This window comes from Nocardia shimofusensis NBRC 100134, assembly GCF_001613125.1.
GTDB lineage: Bacteria > Actinomycetota > Actinomycetes > Mycobacteriales > Mycobacteriaceae > Nocardia > Nocardia shimofusensis.
The window spans coordinates 102,667-117,796 of the sequence record NZ_BDBT01000007.1; the positions used below are offsets into that span (position 1 = coordinate 102,667).

At 68.5% G+C, this 15,130-nt stretch carries 17 protein-coding genes; 2 read left to right on the forward strand and 15 right to left on the reverse strand.

Annotated features, from left to right (window positions below; all coding sequences use genetic code 11):
- Positions 1–3: 3 nt before the first annotated feature.
- The 9 genes from NS3_RS09930 to NS3_RS09970 form a co-directional block, all read right to left on the reverse strand.
- Complete coding sequence (locus NS3_RS09930) at positions 4–1,050, reverse strand: MlaD family protein (RefSeq protein ID WP_067857160.1); 1,047 nt, start codon at positions 1,048–1,050, stop codon at positions 4–6.
- Positions 1,047–2,066, reverse strand: a complete 1,020-nt coding sequence (locus tag NS3_RS09935) for an MlaD family protein (protein ID WP_067857169.1) — start codon at positions 2,064–2,066, stop codon at positions 1,047–1,049. The genes NS3_RS09930 and NS3_RS09935 overlap by 4 nt, the downstream gene beginning before the upstream one ends.
- Complete coding sequence (locus NS3_RS09940; RefSeq protein WP_067857172.1) at positions 2,063–3,088, reverse strand: Mce family protein; 1,026 nt, start codon at positions 3,086–3,088, stop codon at positions 2,063–2,065. The genes NS3_RS09935 and NS3_RS09940 overlap by 4 nt, the downstream gene beginning before the upstream one ends.
- Positions 3,089–3,095: 7 nt before the next feature.
- Positions 3,096–3,977, reverse strand: a complete 882-nt coding sequence (locus NS3_RS09945; RefSeq protein ID WP_067857174.1) for an ABC transporter permease — start codon at positions 3,975–3,977, stop codon at positions 3,096–3,098.
- Positions 3,977–4,849 (reverse strand): MlaE family ABC transporter permease, encoded by an 873-nt coding sequence (locus tag NS3_RS09950; protein WP_373865292.1) that lies wholly within the window; start codon positions 4,847–4,849, stop codon positions 3,977–3,979. Before NS3_RS09950 ends, NS3_RS09945 begins: the two co-directional genes overlap by 1 nt.
- Before the next feature lie 564 nt (positions 4,850–5,413).
- Positions 5,414–6,049 carry a sigma-70 family RNA polymerase sigma factor gene (locus tag NS3_RS09955; RefSeq protein WP_067857176.1) on the reverse strand — a complete coding sequence of 212 codons (636 nt, stop codon included), beginning with the start codon at positions 6,047–6,049 and terminating at the stop codon, positions 5,414–5,416.
- 439 nt (positions 6,050–6,488) lie between these two features.
- A complete protein-coding gene (locus NS3_RS09960; RefSeq protein WP_067857179.1) occupies positions 6,489–7,298 on the reverse strand; it encodes an ABC transporter permease in 810 nt (269 codons plus the stop codon).
- Positions 7,295–8,221 carry an ABC transporter ATP-binding protein gene (locus NS3_RS09965; protein WP_067857182.1) on the reverse strand — a complete coding sequence of 309 codons (927 nt, stop codon included), beginning with the start codon at positions 8,219–8,221 and terminating at the stop codon, positions 7,295–7,297. The genes NS3_RS09960 and NS3_RS09965 overlap by 4 nt, the downstream gene beginning before the upstream one ends.
- A 155-nt stretch (positions 8,222–8,376) precedes the next feature.
- Entirely contained in the window at positions 8,377–8,757 is a 381-nt protein-coding gene (locus NS3_RS09970) for a DUF5313 family protein (protein ID WP_067857185.1), read from the reverse strand.
- A 198-nt stretch (positions 8,758–8,955) separates the two neighbouring features.
- On the opposite strand from NS3_RS09970, the gene NS3_RS09975 reads away from it, so the two are divergent.
- A complete protein-coding gene (locus tag NS3_RS09975) occupies positions 8,956–9,396 on the forward strand; it encodes a MarR family winged helix-turn-helix transcriptional regulator (protein WP_067857188.1) in 441 nt (146 codons plus the stop codon).
- A gap of 33 nt (positions 9,397–9,429) precedes the next feature.
- On the opposite strand, the gene NS3_RS09980 is transcribed toward NS3_RS09975, so the two are convergent.
- The 5 genes from NS3_RS09980 to NS3_RS10000 all read right to left on the reverse strand — a co-directional run bounded on the left by NS3_RS09980 (position 9,430) and on the right by NS3_RS10000 (position 13,520).
- Positions 9,430–9,852 carry an organic hydroperoxide resistance protein gene (locus tag NS3_RS09980; protein WP_067857191.1) on the reverse strand — a complete coding sequence of 141 codons (423 nt, stop codon included), beginning with the start codon at positions 9,850–9,852 and terminating at the stop codon, positions 9,430–9,432.
- Complete coding sequence (locus tag NS3_RS09985) at positions 9,849–10,304, reverse strand: MarR family winged helix-turn-helix transcriptional regulator (RefSeq protein WP_067857193.1); 456 nt, start codon at positions 10,302–10,304, stop codon at positions 9,849–9,851. The genes NS3_RS09980 and NS3_RS09985 overlap by 4 nt, the downstream gene beginning before the upstream one ends.
- Positions 10,305–10,369: 65 nt before the next feature.
- Positions 10,370–12,010 (reverse strand): cation:proton antiporter, encoded by a 1,641-nt coding sequence (locus tag NS3_RS09990; protein ID WP_067857201.1) that lies wholly within the window; start codon positions 12,008–12,010, stop codon positions 10,370–10,372.
- A 61-nt stretch (positions 12,011–12,071) separates the two neighbouring features.
- Positions 12,072–12,473 carry a nuclear transport factor 2 family protein gene (locus tag NS3_RS09995; protein ID WP_067857204.1) on the reverse strand — a complete coding sequence of 134 codons (402 nt, stop codon included), beginning with the start codon at positions 12,471–12,473 and terminating at the stop codon, positions 12,072–12,074.
- A gap of 57 nt (positions 12,474–12,530) precedes the next feature.
- Positions 12,531–13,520, reverse strand: a complete 990-nt coding sequence (locus tag NS3_RS10000; protein ID WP_218018217.1) for a zinc-binding alcohol dehydrogenase family protein — start codon at positions 13,518–13,520, stop codon at positions 12,531–12,533.
- 148 nt (positions 13,521–13,668) lie between these two features.
- Between NS3_RS10000 and NS3_RS10005 the strand changes: the two genes are divergently transcribed.
- Positions 13,669–14,643, forward strand: a complete 975-nt coding sequence (locus NS3_RS10005; RefSeq protein WP_067857208.1) for a magnesium transporter — start codon at positions 13,669–13,671, stop codon at positions 14,641–14,643.
- Here NS3_RS10005 and NS3_RS10010 read toward each other — a convergent pair.
- Positions 14,615–15,031 (reverse strand): hypothetical protein, encoded by a 417-nt coding sequence (locus tag NS3_RS10010; RefSeq protein ID WP_067857209.1) that lies wholly within the window; start codon positions 15,029–15,031, stop codon positions 14,615–14,617. The two genes, NS3_RS10005 and NS3_RS10010, sit on opposite strands and share 29 nt — an antisense overlap.
- Positions 15,032–15,130: the final 99 nt, after the last annotated feature.

The following is a 15,130-nucleotide window of genomic DNA, read 5'->3' on the forward strand; positions in this document are numbered from 1 at the left end:
GCCTCAGCACCCCGATCCCGGAACCGGCAGGCAGACGTCGGGGCGCCGCACCGTCAATCCGCTCTGGTCGACCAGCGCCCGTCCTTCCGGACCGGCCAACGCCGCGAGCGACTGGAGCGTGTGGCGGAATTCGGCGAGCACCGCGTCCGCCGAGGCGAGCAGTTCGCGTCCGGTGTCGGCGCTCTGCTCGAGCGGGAAGAACAACGGCTCCAGGCTCTCCTGGTAGGGACCGGCGAGGAAGTCGAACAGCAGGCCGACCACGGCGGTGATCTTGTCGGCGAAGATCTCCACCTCGTCGCGGGCCGCGACGATCTGTGGACCGAGCACGGCGTAGGCGCGCACGATCTCGGTGGTGAGCGCCTCGTTGCGGCGGGCGGTGGCGAGGTATTCGTTGGACAGCTCGAGCAGGCCGTGCACCTGATCGCGCTGCTCGGCCATCGCCTCGACCACGACGCCCAGCGAGGACACCGCCTCGCGCACCGTGCCGGGGGCGTCGGTGACCGCGGCGGCGGCCGCCTCGAGCGTGGTACGCAGCGAACCGGTGTCGACCTGACCGGCGATCTCGGTCGTCTGCTCGACCAGATCGGAGATCACGTACGGCAACCGTGCGCGCTCGGCGGGAATCGGGTCACGCAGCGGCTCGGCCCCGGCGGGCAGCACCGCCAGATACAGTCCGCCCACGGGGGTGAGCATGCGGACATCGACGGAGGTCCGGTCGCCGAGGTGCTGACCGGAGTCCACGGCGAAGGTGACTTCCACGGTGCGCGAACCCAATTCGACGGCGGTGACCCGCCCCACCGGCACGCCCGCGATGCGGACCTCGTCACCGGGGTCGAGCCCGCCGGTCTCGGGCAGCAGCAGACGGTAGGGCGAGCTGTTCGGCGGATGTGCGTAGAGCAGCCCGACCGCGCCGAAGGCGACGGCGAGCACGACGACGCTCACCAGCGCCCACACCAGCTCCACCCGGGTCGCGACCTCCTCGCCGCCCAGCGACAGCGATCGGCGGCCGATGCCGGTCCGTGATGGCGTGCCGGTCCGTGATGGCTTCATCGCCTGCCTCCCTCGCACACGGTCAGCTGCCTGCCCTGCAGCAGCACGGCCGCGTTCACCGGTGGGGCGAAGGTGCCGTCGGCGCAGTGACGGTCGGGCTCCGATCTGGGAACGAGGGCGTTGAGCGCGGCCAGCAGACCGGGCAGCGCCGACAGCGACCGCACCGCCGCGGTGGTGTCGGGCAGTGCTTGCCGGAGGCGTTCGGTCAGCGCGTCGGAGCTGTCCCTGGCGCCGAGCATGAGCCTGCTCAGCGCTTCGGTGGTCCGGACGATCTCGCTCATCTCCACCGAGCCCTTTTGCATGAGGTTCAGGAACTCCTCCATGCGACTGGCGACCGGCATGAAGATGGAGTGGAACACCCGCAAGATGTTCTCCAGGTTCTCCGAACGGCCGCGCAGCCGCTGCGACAGGCTGTCCAGATTCGCCACCACGACGGTGATCACGGCGCTGCGGTCCTCGGCGTAGGAGGCCAGCGCGCCGAGATCGCGCAGCAGCGGCGCCAGATCGTCGCCGTTGCCTTCGATCATGGCGACCAGGCTCTGGGCGAACCGGTTGTACACCTGCGGGTCCGCCTCGCGCAGCAGCGGTCGCAGGCCGTTGAAGACGGTGGTGATGTCGAAGGAATCGATGGTGTCGCGGACCGGTTCGCGGGGATCGTGCGGCGGTCCGGCGGTATCGGCGGGCAGCACGGCCAGATAGCGCTGGCCGGTGAGGTTCTGGAAGCGGACGGCGAGCTGGTCGCCCACGCGCAGACGGTGTTCGGTGCGCAGAGTGAAGCGGACCTCGGCCCGATGATCGGCGGTCAGGGTGATGCCGGTGACCTTGCCGACCTGCACGCCGCGCACCCGGACGTCGGCGTCGTCCCGCAATCCGAACACGTCGCCGAATTCGGCTCGATAGCTGTAGGTTTCACCGCCGACGGGGCGGGTGATGGCCTGCACCACCAGGAGCACGATCGCGATCACCACGCCGAGCAACACCAGCAGGCGCGCCGCGGCGGCACGGGGAGTTCTCATCGCGGCCCGCCTCCCGTCGCCCGTAGCGGCACCGCGAAGGCGGGCATCGCGTCGATCAGCACCTCCACCTCGAGTACGACTCCGTCGCCGTGCTGCCGCAACGCGCCGTCCAGCCCCGCGGTGAGTGCGCCGACCTGGGCCGGGGTGACCCCGCGCATCGCCTGGTTCAGGGGAATGAGCGTGTCCAGCAGCATGTCCACCAGGTCGGCGGTCGGACCGAGCGCGCCGACGAGCTGACCGGCGAAGGCGAACACCAGATTCGAGACCTCGGAGATGGTGTCGGAGGCCTGCAGGATGCGCGTGTCCTCGTCGAGCTCCTCGACGGAGGCGAGCGCGGTGAGGATGCTCAGCGCCGAGGGGGTGAACGCGGCGCCGCCCTCGGCCACATCGGCCAGGTCCGGGATGGCCTCCCCCAGCGGCACCGTCTGCGTACGCTGCCAGGTCCGGGCCAGCAACAGTGCCGAGCCGAGCAGCGGCGCGCCTGCCTCGGTGAGCGCGGCCGCGTCTTCCAGCGAGGCCGCCAGCCGCGGGGTCAGCACGTCGGCGACCGCGCGCCCGGACTCGCGCAGAATGCGGGTGACGGTGTAGTTGTCGACCCGGTCACCCACATCGAGCACGGCGCCCTCGGCGATCGGGGCGCCGCCCGGCATGGGCACCAGTTCCAGCGCGGTCGCGCCGAACAGGTTCGACGAGACGAAACGCGTCCGCATCGCCGTGCTCAATTCCGCCAGCCGTGGCGCCTCGATACTCACCCGTACCCGCCGGCGGTCCACCCCGACGGAGTCGACTCCGACGACCGCCCCGACCGTGCGTCCGCGCAACCGGACCGCGGTGTCCACGCCCACACCGTCACCGAGACTCGCAGCGACGAGGTCGAATTCGACTTCACCGGTCCTGGCGGGCTCCACCGAGCGCCACGCGGCGGCAAGGGCGAGGCTCAGCACGGCCAGCAGCACCATCCCGCGCCACCGCAGCCCGGCCCGGCCCGGTCCGCGTTCGGAGAATTGCCTCGCTCTGCTCATGGATTGCTCACCCCGCGAATCCGATGTCGGTGTCGATGCCCCACATGGCGATCGTCAGCACCATGTCGGCCGACGCGATCGCGACCAGGCTCGCCCGGATCGCTCGTCCGGAGGCCACGCCAACGCCCTCCGGCCCGCCGGTGGCGTAGAAGCCCTGATAGGCGTGGATGCAGGTGACGAGGAGGACGAACACGATCACCTTGACCAGCGAGTAGATCAGATCGCGCGGCTCGACGAACATCTGGAAGTAGTGGTCGAACGCGCCGACGGCCTGGCCGTGCACGACCGTGACGGTCAGCCGGGTGGTCAGGAATCCGAGCGCGAGGGCGATCAGATAGCTCGGCACGACGGTGAGCACCGCGGCCAGCACGCGGGTGGACACCACATACGGGATGGGATCGACGGCTTGGGCCTCGAGTGCGTCGATCTCCTCGGAGATGCGCATGGCGCCGATCTCGGCGGTCATCCGGCAGCCCGCCTGTGCGGCGAAGCCGACCGCGGCGATCAGCGGGGCCAGCTCCCGCGGATTGGCCAGTGCCGACATGGCCCCGGCCAACGGCCCCATCCCGAGGGTGTCCAGGGCCGTGATGCCGACCAGGCCGATCATCGCCCCGGCGACAACGCCCATGACGACCAGCACCGGCGCCACCCCGCCGCCGACGATCATCGAGCGCCCGTTGCCCCAGGCCAGATCGGTGAACACCGTCACGACCTGCTTGCGGTAGCGGCGCAGCGCCCAGCCGGTGCCAAGAAGGGCGGCGATGCCGAATCGCAGCTGAAAGCCCAATTCCTCCAACGGATCCCAGGCTCGGTGCCACCGCGTCGTCCAGCGCAGCCCGGCGGGCCGGTAGGCGGAGGGACGGGTGGTCCACTGACTCCCGACGGCCATCACAGGACTCCGATCGGGACGAACAGCAAGACGATCTGGGTGATGATCAGGTTCACCAGCAGGCAGGCCAGCAACCCCAGCACCACCGCGGCGTTCACACAGTCGGCCACGCCCTTGGGGCCGCCCCGCGCCTGCAGCCCGCGCTGACTGGCGATCACCGCGACCAGGTAGCCGAAGATCGCCGACTTGCCGAGGCAGATCGCCAGATCCGTGACACTGGCGAAGCTGCCGAACGACAGCCAGTACGAGCCCGGCGCGACCCCTTGACCGATCGAGGCGACGAAGAAGCTGGCCAGAATGCTCATCAGGATGACCAGCACCGCCAGCATCGGCGCCACCACCGTCATGGCCAGCACTCGGGGGGCGACGAGCCTGCGGTGCGGGTCGATGCCCATGGTGCGCAGCGCGTCGATCTCCTCGCGGATCGTGCGCGCCCCGAGATCGGAGGCGATCGCCGACGCGCCCGCGCCGCCCACCAGCAGCGCCGCCGCCAGCGGAGCGATCTGCTGCATCACGCCCATGCCGCCGACCGCGCCCGCCATGGAACCCGCTCCCACGTTCTCGGTGAGGCTCCCTACCTGTACCGCGATCACCACGCCCATGGGCAGCGAGATGAGGATCGCGGGCAGCAGCGAGACCGAGGCGAAGAACCATGCCTGCACGAGCGCTTCGCGGAACGGGAAGCGCCCGGTGGCCAGATCGGTGACCATGAGAACGGTCGCACGCGCTCCCAAGCGCACGGTGCGTCCGAATGTGGCTGCGGCCGAGACGATTCCGTCCCGAACCGCGGTTGCCTGCCCCGGCCGCGCCTGCGTTGCGCCGTCTTCCGTCGCGCTGTCCGGGTGCCGTCTCGCGCCCGCCACGTGCTCCATCGTCACGTCCACTCCTCGAGCACCATCCGGTCTCGGCGCCCGCACGACAGTGGCCGGCGGCAGCCGATGGACAGAAACGCGGATTGATAGGTGCTTGGGTATAAATCTATCAATCTCTCGGAGAATGCGGAGGAACTTGACAAAGAATGATCGATGTCGGCCACGCCGGGAATCATGCGAGTGATCGTGCTGAACTGGCCGGTGCGCAACCGCGGGCAGGGGTGCGTCCATTCCCGCTCTCCGTCGTCTGTCCAGGTGTCTGTCCCCTACACCTCGAGGAGCCACCATGACCAGGCCCGACGAATTCGAATCCCCGGCGACGCATCGAACGGATACGTCACCCCAGGCTGCCGCGCCGACGTGTTGCAGTGCCGAACGGCAGAGCACGTGCTGCGATCACAGCGAAAAGGCGACGTGCTGTGGTTCGGTGGCGACGGCCGCGGGCGGGTGCGGCTGCCAGTAGTCCTCCCCCGGCATGGTGCGGTGCGAGCCCCTCGAGGCTCGCACCGCACCTTCGTCTGGCCGTGGTGGCGTGCGGATGCCCTCGGCCGTACGTGGCTGGGTCTATCGGGTCGGATGGTCCGATGGTGACGTCGCCCCGCAGGCGCAGGCTCCGCCGCGGGGTTGGTACTCGTGCACGTGTCCGAGGCGATCCCGGCTCATTCGGCAGCAGGCGTGCAATTGCGCCCGGAGGGCGGCGCGGCCACGTTGGACGCGAGATTTCATTCCCGATACCGAGATGCCCGCTTCACCGGCGGCCGCGGCATGGGTGCGGGCGTCGAGGTCGACCATCTTCACCGCGGCAGCCTGCTCGGCGGGCAACGCGGAGAGCATCGGAACCAGGCACGCGGCGAGCTCCTTCTCCGCCGCCGTGTCGGTGTCCGGCTCACCGTCGCCCGCGGACGGATGGTCCGGGACAGCGTCGACGGCCAGTTCGCGCCGGTGGGGCGCGGACCGGTAGTAGTCGGTGATCGCGTTGCGGGTGATGGCATACATCCAGCCCAGCACCCGGTCCTGATCACGCAGATCGTCCAGGCTCTCGACCATGCGCAGGAACACCTTGGACAGGATGTCCTCGGCGTCCTCCGGCCGCGACACCCGGCGAGCAATGAACGCTCGCAGGTCACTGGAAAAGCGGCGCCAGAGATGGTCGACATCACTGTGGCCGGGGGTTGCCGTGGTTGCCGTTGCCTCGCTCATGATCCTGTTCCTCTCCGTCTCCAGTTTCCTCGCCCGGCGACACGATGGCGAGGCTCTGGTTCTCGTCACAGGTACCGACGAGGGCGCCCGCGAGGGGACGCATGCTGCGTCCGAATCCGGGGTGTCACGTCTGTACGGGTGTCGATGTCGATTCCGGAGTTTCCCGATTCGCCCGCCGTCGAGCGCGGAGAGGAGGTGTGATCATGCTGACCACACACCTGTTGTCGGATTCGACCAGTGAAGAGGTCGATCTGATCGTGGCCGAGGAACTGCAGCTCCTCGACACCGCTGTCTGAGCACCGTCGATGCCCCCATCGGGCCGATCCGCCGAAGTAACAACCATACCGGCGGCGTGCCCGGTCCCCCACGAACAGCCTGCGATCAACCAACGGCCCCGCCCTTCGCTCGAGGCGAAGGGCGGGGCCGGTTGCTGCGCTGTTCAGCGGCCGCGCGCCGGCCGAACCAGGCGGGTGAGTACCGGCACAGCGGCGACCGCGGCCCACAGTCCGATCGCCGCGACCAGAGCCGCGGCGGTGTCCGCGGCGGTGGCGGTGCCGAGCACATGCCCGCGCAGAGCGTCGATGGCGTGCGCGACCGGATTCGCCGTGGCCACGGCCTGCATCCAGCCGGGCGTGGTTTCGATCGGCGCGAACGCGCTCGAGACGAACATCAGCGGCATCATCACCATCATTCCGGCGAACTGAACCACGTCCGGGCGACGCAGCCGGTCTCCGATCAATCCGAACAGCGCACTCATCGCCCCGGCGAGCACCACCAGCACCACGACCGCCGCGACGGCATCGACGGCAGTGCCGTGGAATTCGAATCCCAGCAGTACCGCGGCGATTCCGAGCAGTGCGGCGCGGGCGAGGGTGAAGACCGCTTCGTTGACAGTGCGAGCCATTCCGGGCAACATCGCCCGCATCGGCAGGGCCGCGAACCGGTCGTGCAGGCCGTTGGTGTGATCGATCGCGGCGGAGACGCCCGCGTTGGTGCCTGCCATCACGGTGGAGACGGCGAGCATGGCCGGGGTGAGGAAGTCGATGTAGCTGACCCCGGCCGGGAAATCGGGTCCGGCGGTGACGCTGCGGAACACCTGGCTGAACAGCACGAGCATCGCCATCGGCATGGTCAGCGAGAACATCAGCAGTTGCGGGACGCGGGCGCTGGTACGCAGGTTCCGGGCGGTCAGGGCGGCGAGCTGGTCTGCGATCGGGAAACGCCCGATCGCGGTTGTGGTGTGGGTCATCGGTGGACTCCTGCCGTGTGGGCGAGGTGAGTGAAGACGTCATCGAGGCTCGGGGAGGTCACATCCAGGTCGACGACCTCGATGCCGCCTCGGTGGAGATCGGCGACCAGCGCGGTCGCCGTGGTGGCGTCGTCGACGGTCACCGACACCCGCACCCGCGTGCCGTCGACTCGTTCGGTGTCCGAGGTGAACGGCAGATCCGCGAGCTGGCGGGAGGGCACGGTGGCGTGCACGACCTTGCCGCCGAGGATTCGTTTCAGCTCGGTGGGGGTGCCGCGGGCCGCGACCCGGCCGCGGTTCAGGACGACGATGTGGTCGGCGAGCCGGTCGGCTTCCTCGAGGTACTGGGTGGTGAGCACGACGGTGGTACCTGCGGCGGTGAGTTCGTCGACGACGTCCCACAGTCCGGCGCGGGCGAGGGGATCCAGACCGGTGGTCGGCTCGTCGAGAAAGAGCACCGACGGGTCACCGACCAGGCCGGCGGCCAGGTCGACGCGGCGGCGGGAACCGCCGGACAGCTCGCCGACCCGCCGGGCCGCGTACTCGTGCAACCCGAGCCGGTCGATCAGCGCGTCGGCACGTGGTCCGGCTGTGCGGCGCAACCCGGCCAGGCGACCGACCAGCTCCAGATTCTCACGGGCAGTCAGGAACTCGTCGAGCCCGGCATATTGACCGGTCACCCCGATCCGGCGGCGAACCGCACCGGCGTCGGCGGCCACGTCGAGGCCGTCGATCTCCACGCGGCCGATGGTCGGCCGCACCAGGGTGGTGAGGGCTCGGATCAGGGTGGTCTTGCCTGCGCCGTTGTGGCCGAGCACCCCGAGCGTCGTCCCCGCGGCGGCTTCCAGATCGACACCGTCGAGCGCCCACGTTCTGCCATAGGCGACGTGCAGATCTTCGACCACGACGGCCGGGGCGGTCATCGCGCACCCCCGGCATGGTGGGCGAGGTGGTCGGACAAATGGATGGTCATCGGAGGGTTCCTCTCGGAAGAGCCGTGCTCACATCCGGGTGGATGAGAGTCCGCTTCCTCAGACGAACCGGCTCCGAGAAGGACGCACCGGTGATCAGGTGATGCCTAGACCCTGCCGAATCGGCGTTCGTACGACAGCCGTTCTTCGTCGCGGCGTCGGAGCTCGTCCTGGTTGGCGAGTTCCGGATCGAGACCGTGCTTGACCAGGCGATGCCTGCGGTAGACGTTGAGCAGCGCGACCGTGAAGTAGACGTGCGGCAGGTACAGCAGCGCCATCATGGACAACTGCATCCACAGCGGTCCGGGGAGCAGCAGGAACAGACACAGCGGCGGGATCACCGGCAGCAGGAAGCGCAGCAGGTAGCGGCGTACCGCTCCGGGGCCGGTGAGGTCGGCGACCACCCAGTCCGTCATGGCGGGCGGCAGAGTCGCGCCGCAGATGTAGCGGACCTGTTGCACAAAGGTCGGTGTCGTTCGCGCGTGCATTGCCTGCTCCCTTCGGCCTCCCCCGGTTCGGCTCGGACCGGCGGAGGGTAGCTCACCTCTTCTAGTTGCACGATAACGCATCGTGCAATAATAGTTAACGCACGATCTAATTGGCGCGGCGGGCGCCCCGGCGGGTCGCACGATCCGGGTGCCGACCACAATCGGAACGTCTGATCGACATTTCTCGAGGAGGTGCGTATGGGCAGCGCGATCGATGATCCGCTGCGACTGGAGCGGCAGGTGTGCTTCGCGCTGGCGGTGGCCAACCGCGCCGTGCTGTCGGTCTATCGGCCACTGCTCGAGCCGATGAAACTCACCCATCCGCAGTATCTGGTGATGCTCACGCTGTGGGGTGACGCTCCGCTCTCGGTCAAGGAGATCGGCGAACTGCTGCAACTGGATTCGCCGACGCTGTCGCCACTGCTCAAACGTCTCGAAGCGCTGGACTACATCACCCGCACCCGCGATCCCCGTGACGAGCGCAACCTCGTCATCGATCTCACCCCCACCGGAAGGGCGCTACGGGTCGAAGCGGAGAAGATCCCGCCCGCGGTGGTCGAGAAGCTGGGCGTCGGTCTCGACGAACTCGAAGAACTGCACAGCGTGCTGACTCGGGTGAACCGGGCCGCCCGCCGATGATCGCATCGACGGACGGCGCCCGGCGATCGGTGATCAGTCGTCGGCGACCAGCACGCGGACGTCGATATTGCCGCGGGTGGCGTTCGAGTACGGGCACACCTGATGGGCTTGGTCGGCCAAGCTCTGGGCCTGTTCGCGCGAGACGTGGGGCAACGTGACCTCCAGGGTCACCTGCAGTCCGAAACCGCCCGTGTCGGTGGCGCCGATGCCGACCGAGGCGCCGACCGAGGAATCGTCGACGTTCGCCTTCGCCTGGCGGGCGACCAGGCGCAGCGCGGAGTGGAAGCAGGCGGCGTAGCCCGCGGCGAACAGCTGCTCGGGATTGGCACCCTCGCCGCTGCCGCCCATCCGCTTGGGCACGGCCAGGCCGAGATCGATCCGGCCGTCGTCGGAGCGGACGCGGCCGTCGCGGCCGTCGCCGGTGGCGAGCGCTTCGGTGGTGTAGAGAACGTTCATGATCGGTTCCTTCCCGATTCGATGCGGGCGTCCATCGCCCGTCTCATGCGTGCCAGCGTGTCGCGCAGCGCGATCGCTTCCTCGAGCTCGAGCCCGGCGGCTTCGAAGATTTCCTCGGGAAGGCTGCATGCCCGCTCGCGCAATGCGCTTCCGCGTTCGGTGAGCCGAACCTCCACGCGACGCTCGTCGGTGGCCGAGCGGGATCGTTCCACCAGTCCGGTGGCCTCCAGCCGCTTCAGCAGCGGGGAGAGCGTGCCCGAGTCCAAGGCCAGCTCCTCCCCCAGGTCGCGCACCGTGCGACCGTCGCGCTCCCACAGGGTGAGCATCACCAGGTACTGCGGGTATGTGATGCCCATCTCGTCCAGCTTGGGCCGGTAGATCGCGGTCATGGCGCGAGATGCGGAGTACAGCTGGAAACACAGCTGCTGATCGAGCGTCGACAGTTCGGCCATGACCGAACTGTAGCGCAAAATTCAGTTGTGCACAATAGAGTTGCTGGCAATGAAAATGTCGGCCGTCAGTCCTCTTCTAGTCGCCTGAGCAACTCGTGCAGAGTGTCGGCGGTGGTGGCCGCCGCCGTCGTGAACGGTTCCAGCACCACGGCGACTCCCGCCTCGCGCAGCAGACCGGCGTCGCGCAGGGTGTGCGCGGTCAGCACGACCGGGCCGGCATAGCCGTGATGGCGCAGGTTGTGCAGCAACGCCAGATTGGTGCTCACCACCGGAATGGCACTCACGACACAGCGGGTGCGCGCCAGGGGCAGGGCGTTGAGCAGGTCGACGTCCTCGGCGCTCCCGAATACCGCCGTCACCCCGTCGGGAACCGTGGTCGCGATCCGATGTGGATCGAAATCGACCACCAGGACGCGGATTCCCCGTAGGTTCAGCCGCTCTGCCAGATGGCGGCCGAATCGGCCGAGGCCGTACAGGATCACATCGGTGTCGGTATCGGGGTCGGGTTCGGCCGCTACCGAGCCGCGGGTGCGGTCCAAGATCGCGAACCGAGGCTCGAGCCGGTCGCGAATCCAGCGGGAGTACATGATCAGATACGTCGAACCGGTGATCGTGATCAACCCGACGACCGTGATCAGGCTGACCGTCGCGCTGTCGATATGCCCGAGCCCGAGGCCGAGCGCCGCGAGGATCAACGAGAACTCCGATATCTGGGCCATCGTCAAGCCGGTGGGGAGGCCGACTCTCGTCGGATACCGCAGTGCGGACATGGTGACCAGAATGATGAGCGGTTTGGCCAGAAGCACGAACAACGAGAGCACGACAGCTTCGGCGATCTGCTCGATCACGTTGTCGAACTGGAGGCGGGCGCCCAGGTCGACGAAGAAGAAGAGAAGCAGGAAGTCGCGCAGGCTCACCATGCGGGCGCCGAGTGCGTCGCGGTACGGGGTGGAGGCCAGCGAGACACCGGCCAGAAATGCGCCGACCTCGGTGCCGAACCCGAGCCATTCGCTGACTGCGGCGACCGAGGCGGCATACGCGACGCCGAAGAGTACGAGCAGTTCCTGCGATCGCGCCACATGTTCGAGCAGCCAGGGCAGCACGAAACGCATGAGGAAGCCGGTTCCGGCCAGCAGTCCGACGCCCTTGCCGAGGATGACGGCGACACCGAGCAGCGAATTGCCGTCCGCGGGCTGCGCGAAAGCGGTGAGCGTGATCATCACCAGGACGACGGCCAAGTCTTGGACGATCAGGATGCCGACCGCGACCCGGCCGTGCAACTGATCCAGCTCGTGTTTGTCCGAAAGCAGTTTGACGACGATGATCGTCGAGGAGAAGGCGAGAGCGACTCCGACGTACAGGGCGGTGACCGAGCTCATCCCGAAGGCCAGGGCGATCAGATATCCGGCCATCGCGGTCAAGGCGATCTGCACGAGACCGGTGACAAGCGCCACCCGGCCCGTGCTGCGGATCAGATGCAAATCCAGCCGGAGACCGACGAGGAAGAGCAGGATCGCGATTCCCATACGCGAGAGCAGTTCGATCGTGTCGTCGGCCTGAACCCAGCCGGTTCCCAGCGGCCCGACCAGGATTCCGACACCGATGAAGGAGACGATCAGCGGCTGCCGCAGCCGCACGGCCATCGATCCGGCTGCGACAGCTATCGCCAGCACGGCCGCGATGATCGGAAAAGCATGTAACTCCACGATTGCCTTCCAGTGCTACCGATGACCCGATGCAGTGCACAGGCTACGCGGGCCGCACAGGTCAGGGATGCAGCGGCCGCAGCCGTGGAGTGACCCGGCGGCGGGCGATGCGCCAGCCGGCGGCGGTTCTTTCGAGGATGTCGTGGTAGACGACGCTGGCGCACGTGCCCTCGGCATACACCACCAGCCCTTTGGACATCGCTGTGACAACGTCGCCTTCCGCGCCCGTGAGAACCACATTGGTGACGTGGTGGCCGACCGGGTTGCTGTCGCCGAGTTCGCGTGCCAGAGCTGCCAGTGCCACATGTCCGCGCACGATGCCTGCGTCGAAGGCGGTGAGGTCGTAGATGACGTCGTCGGTGAAGACTTCACCGAAGCGGTCGAAAGCGCCTGCGTCGCTCAGATGCCCATGCAAGCCGATCACCTGCTGGATCGCCAGTTGGTCTGCTGTCGAGACACTCATGTCCTCAGTGTGTACGACGGCAGATGTGACGAGGGGATGCCGGGCGACACGAGGCGCTCACGGCACCAGGACGGCGGCGCCGTCGAAGCGGCCGTGGGCGAGATCGCCCAGCGCTCTGTCGGCGGTGTCGAGGTGGTAGCGGTGGGTTCGCACCTGCAAGCGGTGCTGCTCGGCGAAGGCGAGGAACTCGCGGGCCTGTGCGCGGGTGTTGGAGGTGACGCTGCGGATCTGTCGTTCGCGGAACAGATGGCGTTGGTAGTTCAGCGGCGGAGTATCGGTCAGGTGGATGCCCGCCAAGGCCAGGGTGCCGCCCGCGTCGAGCGCTTCCAGCGCCACCGGCACCAGCTCGCCGGCCGGGGCGAACAGGATCGCGGCGTCCAACGGTTCCGGCGGGCGGTCCGCGGCTTCTCGGGCCGACGCCGCGCCCAGTTCCAGGGCGAGTTCGCGCGCGGCTGCCCCGCGGGTCATCACATGCACCCGCGCGCCGCGCGCCGCGGCCACCTGCGCGGTGAGGTGCGCGCTACCGCCGAAACCGTAGATTCCCAGCACCCCGCCTTCGGGCACCTCGGCACGCACCAACGCGTGGAAACCGATGATGCCCGCGCACAGCAGCGGCGCCAGTTCCTCGTCGCTGTATCCCGAGGGCAGCCGAAGCGCGAAATCCGCCGGCACGGTGGCGTATTCGGCGTATCCGCCGTCGGCGTCCCAGCCGGTGTACAAGGAGTTCGGGCACAAGTTCTCCGCGCCGCGACGGCAGTACCGGCAGATGCCGCAGGTGTGGCGCAGCCACGGGATGCCGACCCGGTCGCCGGGAGCGAAGCCGTCCGCGCCGGTGACGACCTCGGCGACCACCTCGTGCCCGGGGACCACCCCGGCACGGTGCACCGGCAGATCACCCTCCACGACATGCAGATCGGTCCGGCACACGCCGCACGCCAGCACACGGACCAGCAGCTCGCCCTCGGCCGGGGCGGGCACCGGTTCGATGCCCGACCGCATGGGTCCGCCGTCGACCGGTCCCGGGGCGGCGACCCGCCATGCCCGCATCGTCTGCTCCACCGCCATCTGGGGCTCCTCGTCGTTCTTCGTGGCCGGATTCGGTGCGGGAATGTGCTCGAGCTGGGGTCGATTCCGCGCCGGAGACGCCGTCAGCGCTGCGACTCGAGGTCGGCTGCTCGCGCGGTAGGGTGCGCCGGTGGGTTCGGATCGATTGTTGCAGACAGTGGGTACGGCCGCCGCACATGCCAGCTTGAATGTGCCTGTGGCGGGTGTGGACGACACCGTCGGTGAGGTGCTGGCGCGGATGCGCGGCCCGCGATATGTCGAGGCGGGGATCGTCGCGGTGTGCACAGGGCGGAAACCGACCGGGGTGGTGACGATCGAAAGCCTGCTGGCCGCGGACGATTCCGCGCGTATGTCCTCGCTGATGGACGCGGACTTCCCGGTCGTGGCAGGGCAGCAGGATCAGGAACGAGCCTTGTGGAAGGCATTGCACCACGACGAGTCCGCTCTTGTGGTGGTCGACGCGGCGGGCAACTTCCAGGGCGTCATCCCACCGCACCGTCTGCTCGCGGTCCTGCTCGAGGAGCACGACGAGGATGTCGCGCGGCTGTCCGGTTATCTGAAGTCGGCGGCGGGCGCGCGGACGGCGAGTACCGAGAGTGTGGGGCGGCGGCTGTGGCATCGGCTGCCCTGGCTCATGGTGGGATTGCTCGGCGCGATGGTGTCCGCGGGCCTGATGGACGCCTTCCAAGCGCAACTGGAGCGCCAGGTGCTGGTCGCGTTCTTCATCCCCGGCATCGTCTACCTGGCCGACGCTGTCGGAACCCAGACCGAGGCGGTCGTCATCCGTGGCCTGTCCGTCGGCATCGGCGTCGAGCGGATCGTGACACGGGAGATCATGACGGGGCTGACGATCGGGGTACTGATCGCCCTGATGTCCTATCCGGTGACGTTGCTGATGTGGCACCAGAGCCAGGTGTCGGCGGCGGTGTCGCTGTCGTTGTTCGCCGCGTGTTCGGTAGCGGTGATCGTCGCCATGGCGTTGCCGTGGGCGATGTCGAAGTTCGGGGTGGACCCGGCTTTCGGCTCCGGGCCGCTGGCAACGGTCGTGCAGGATCTGCTGTCGATCCTGGTGTACCTCACCGTGAGTACCGCACTGGTGGGGTGACATCGTCGAGCCAGGTCGGGCCGTCCTCGTTCCACACGCGCCTGGCCAGCACGGCCGTGCCGAGGCCGAGCGCGCCGAACGTCGGCTGCAGCCAATGGAAACGGCCGATGATGAACGGCTGGACGGTGACCCATCCCGTCAGCAGCAGACCGCTGCCGACGCCCACCGGGCCGGCCAGCGATCGTGACCGGCCCGCCAGCACCGCGGTCGCGGTCATCGGAATACCGACCAGCGCGGCAAGCGCCGCCCCCGCGAACACCGGGCTGCGGAACGGCAACCGTGCTGTGACCTCGCTGCCAGGGTCCGCGCCGCCGCCCGCGAGACCGACCGCCCCGGCGAAGGCCCAGAAGGCGACGAAACCCGACGTTCCGGTGAGAGCGGCTCGCAAACGTCGACTCTGTCGGCGCTGCGCTCGAGATGGGATCACTGGCCCTCCATTTCCGCCATACTCGGTTGATCGGCGTCTACCCGATTCGGACCGACGAAC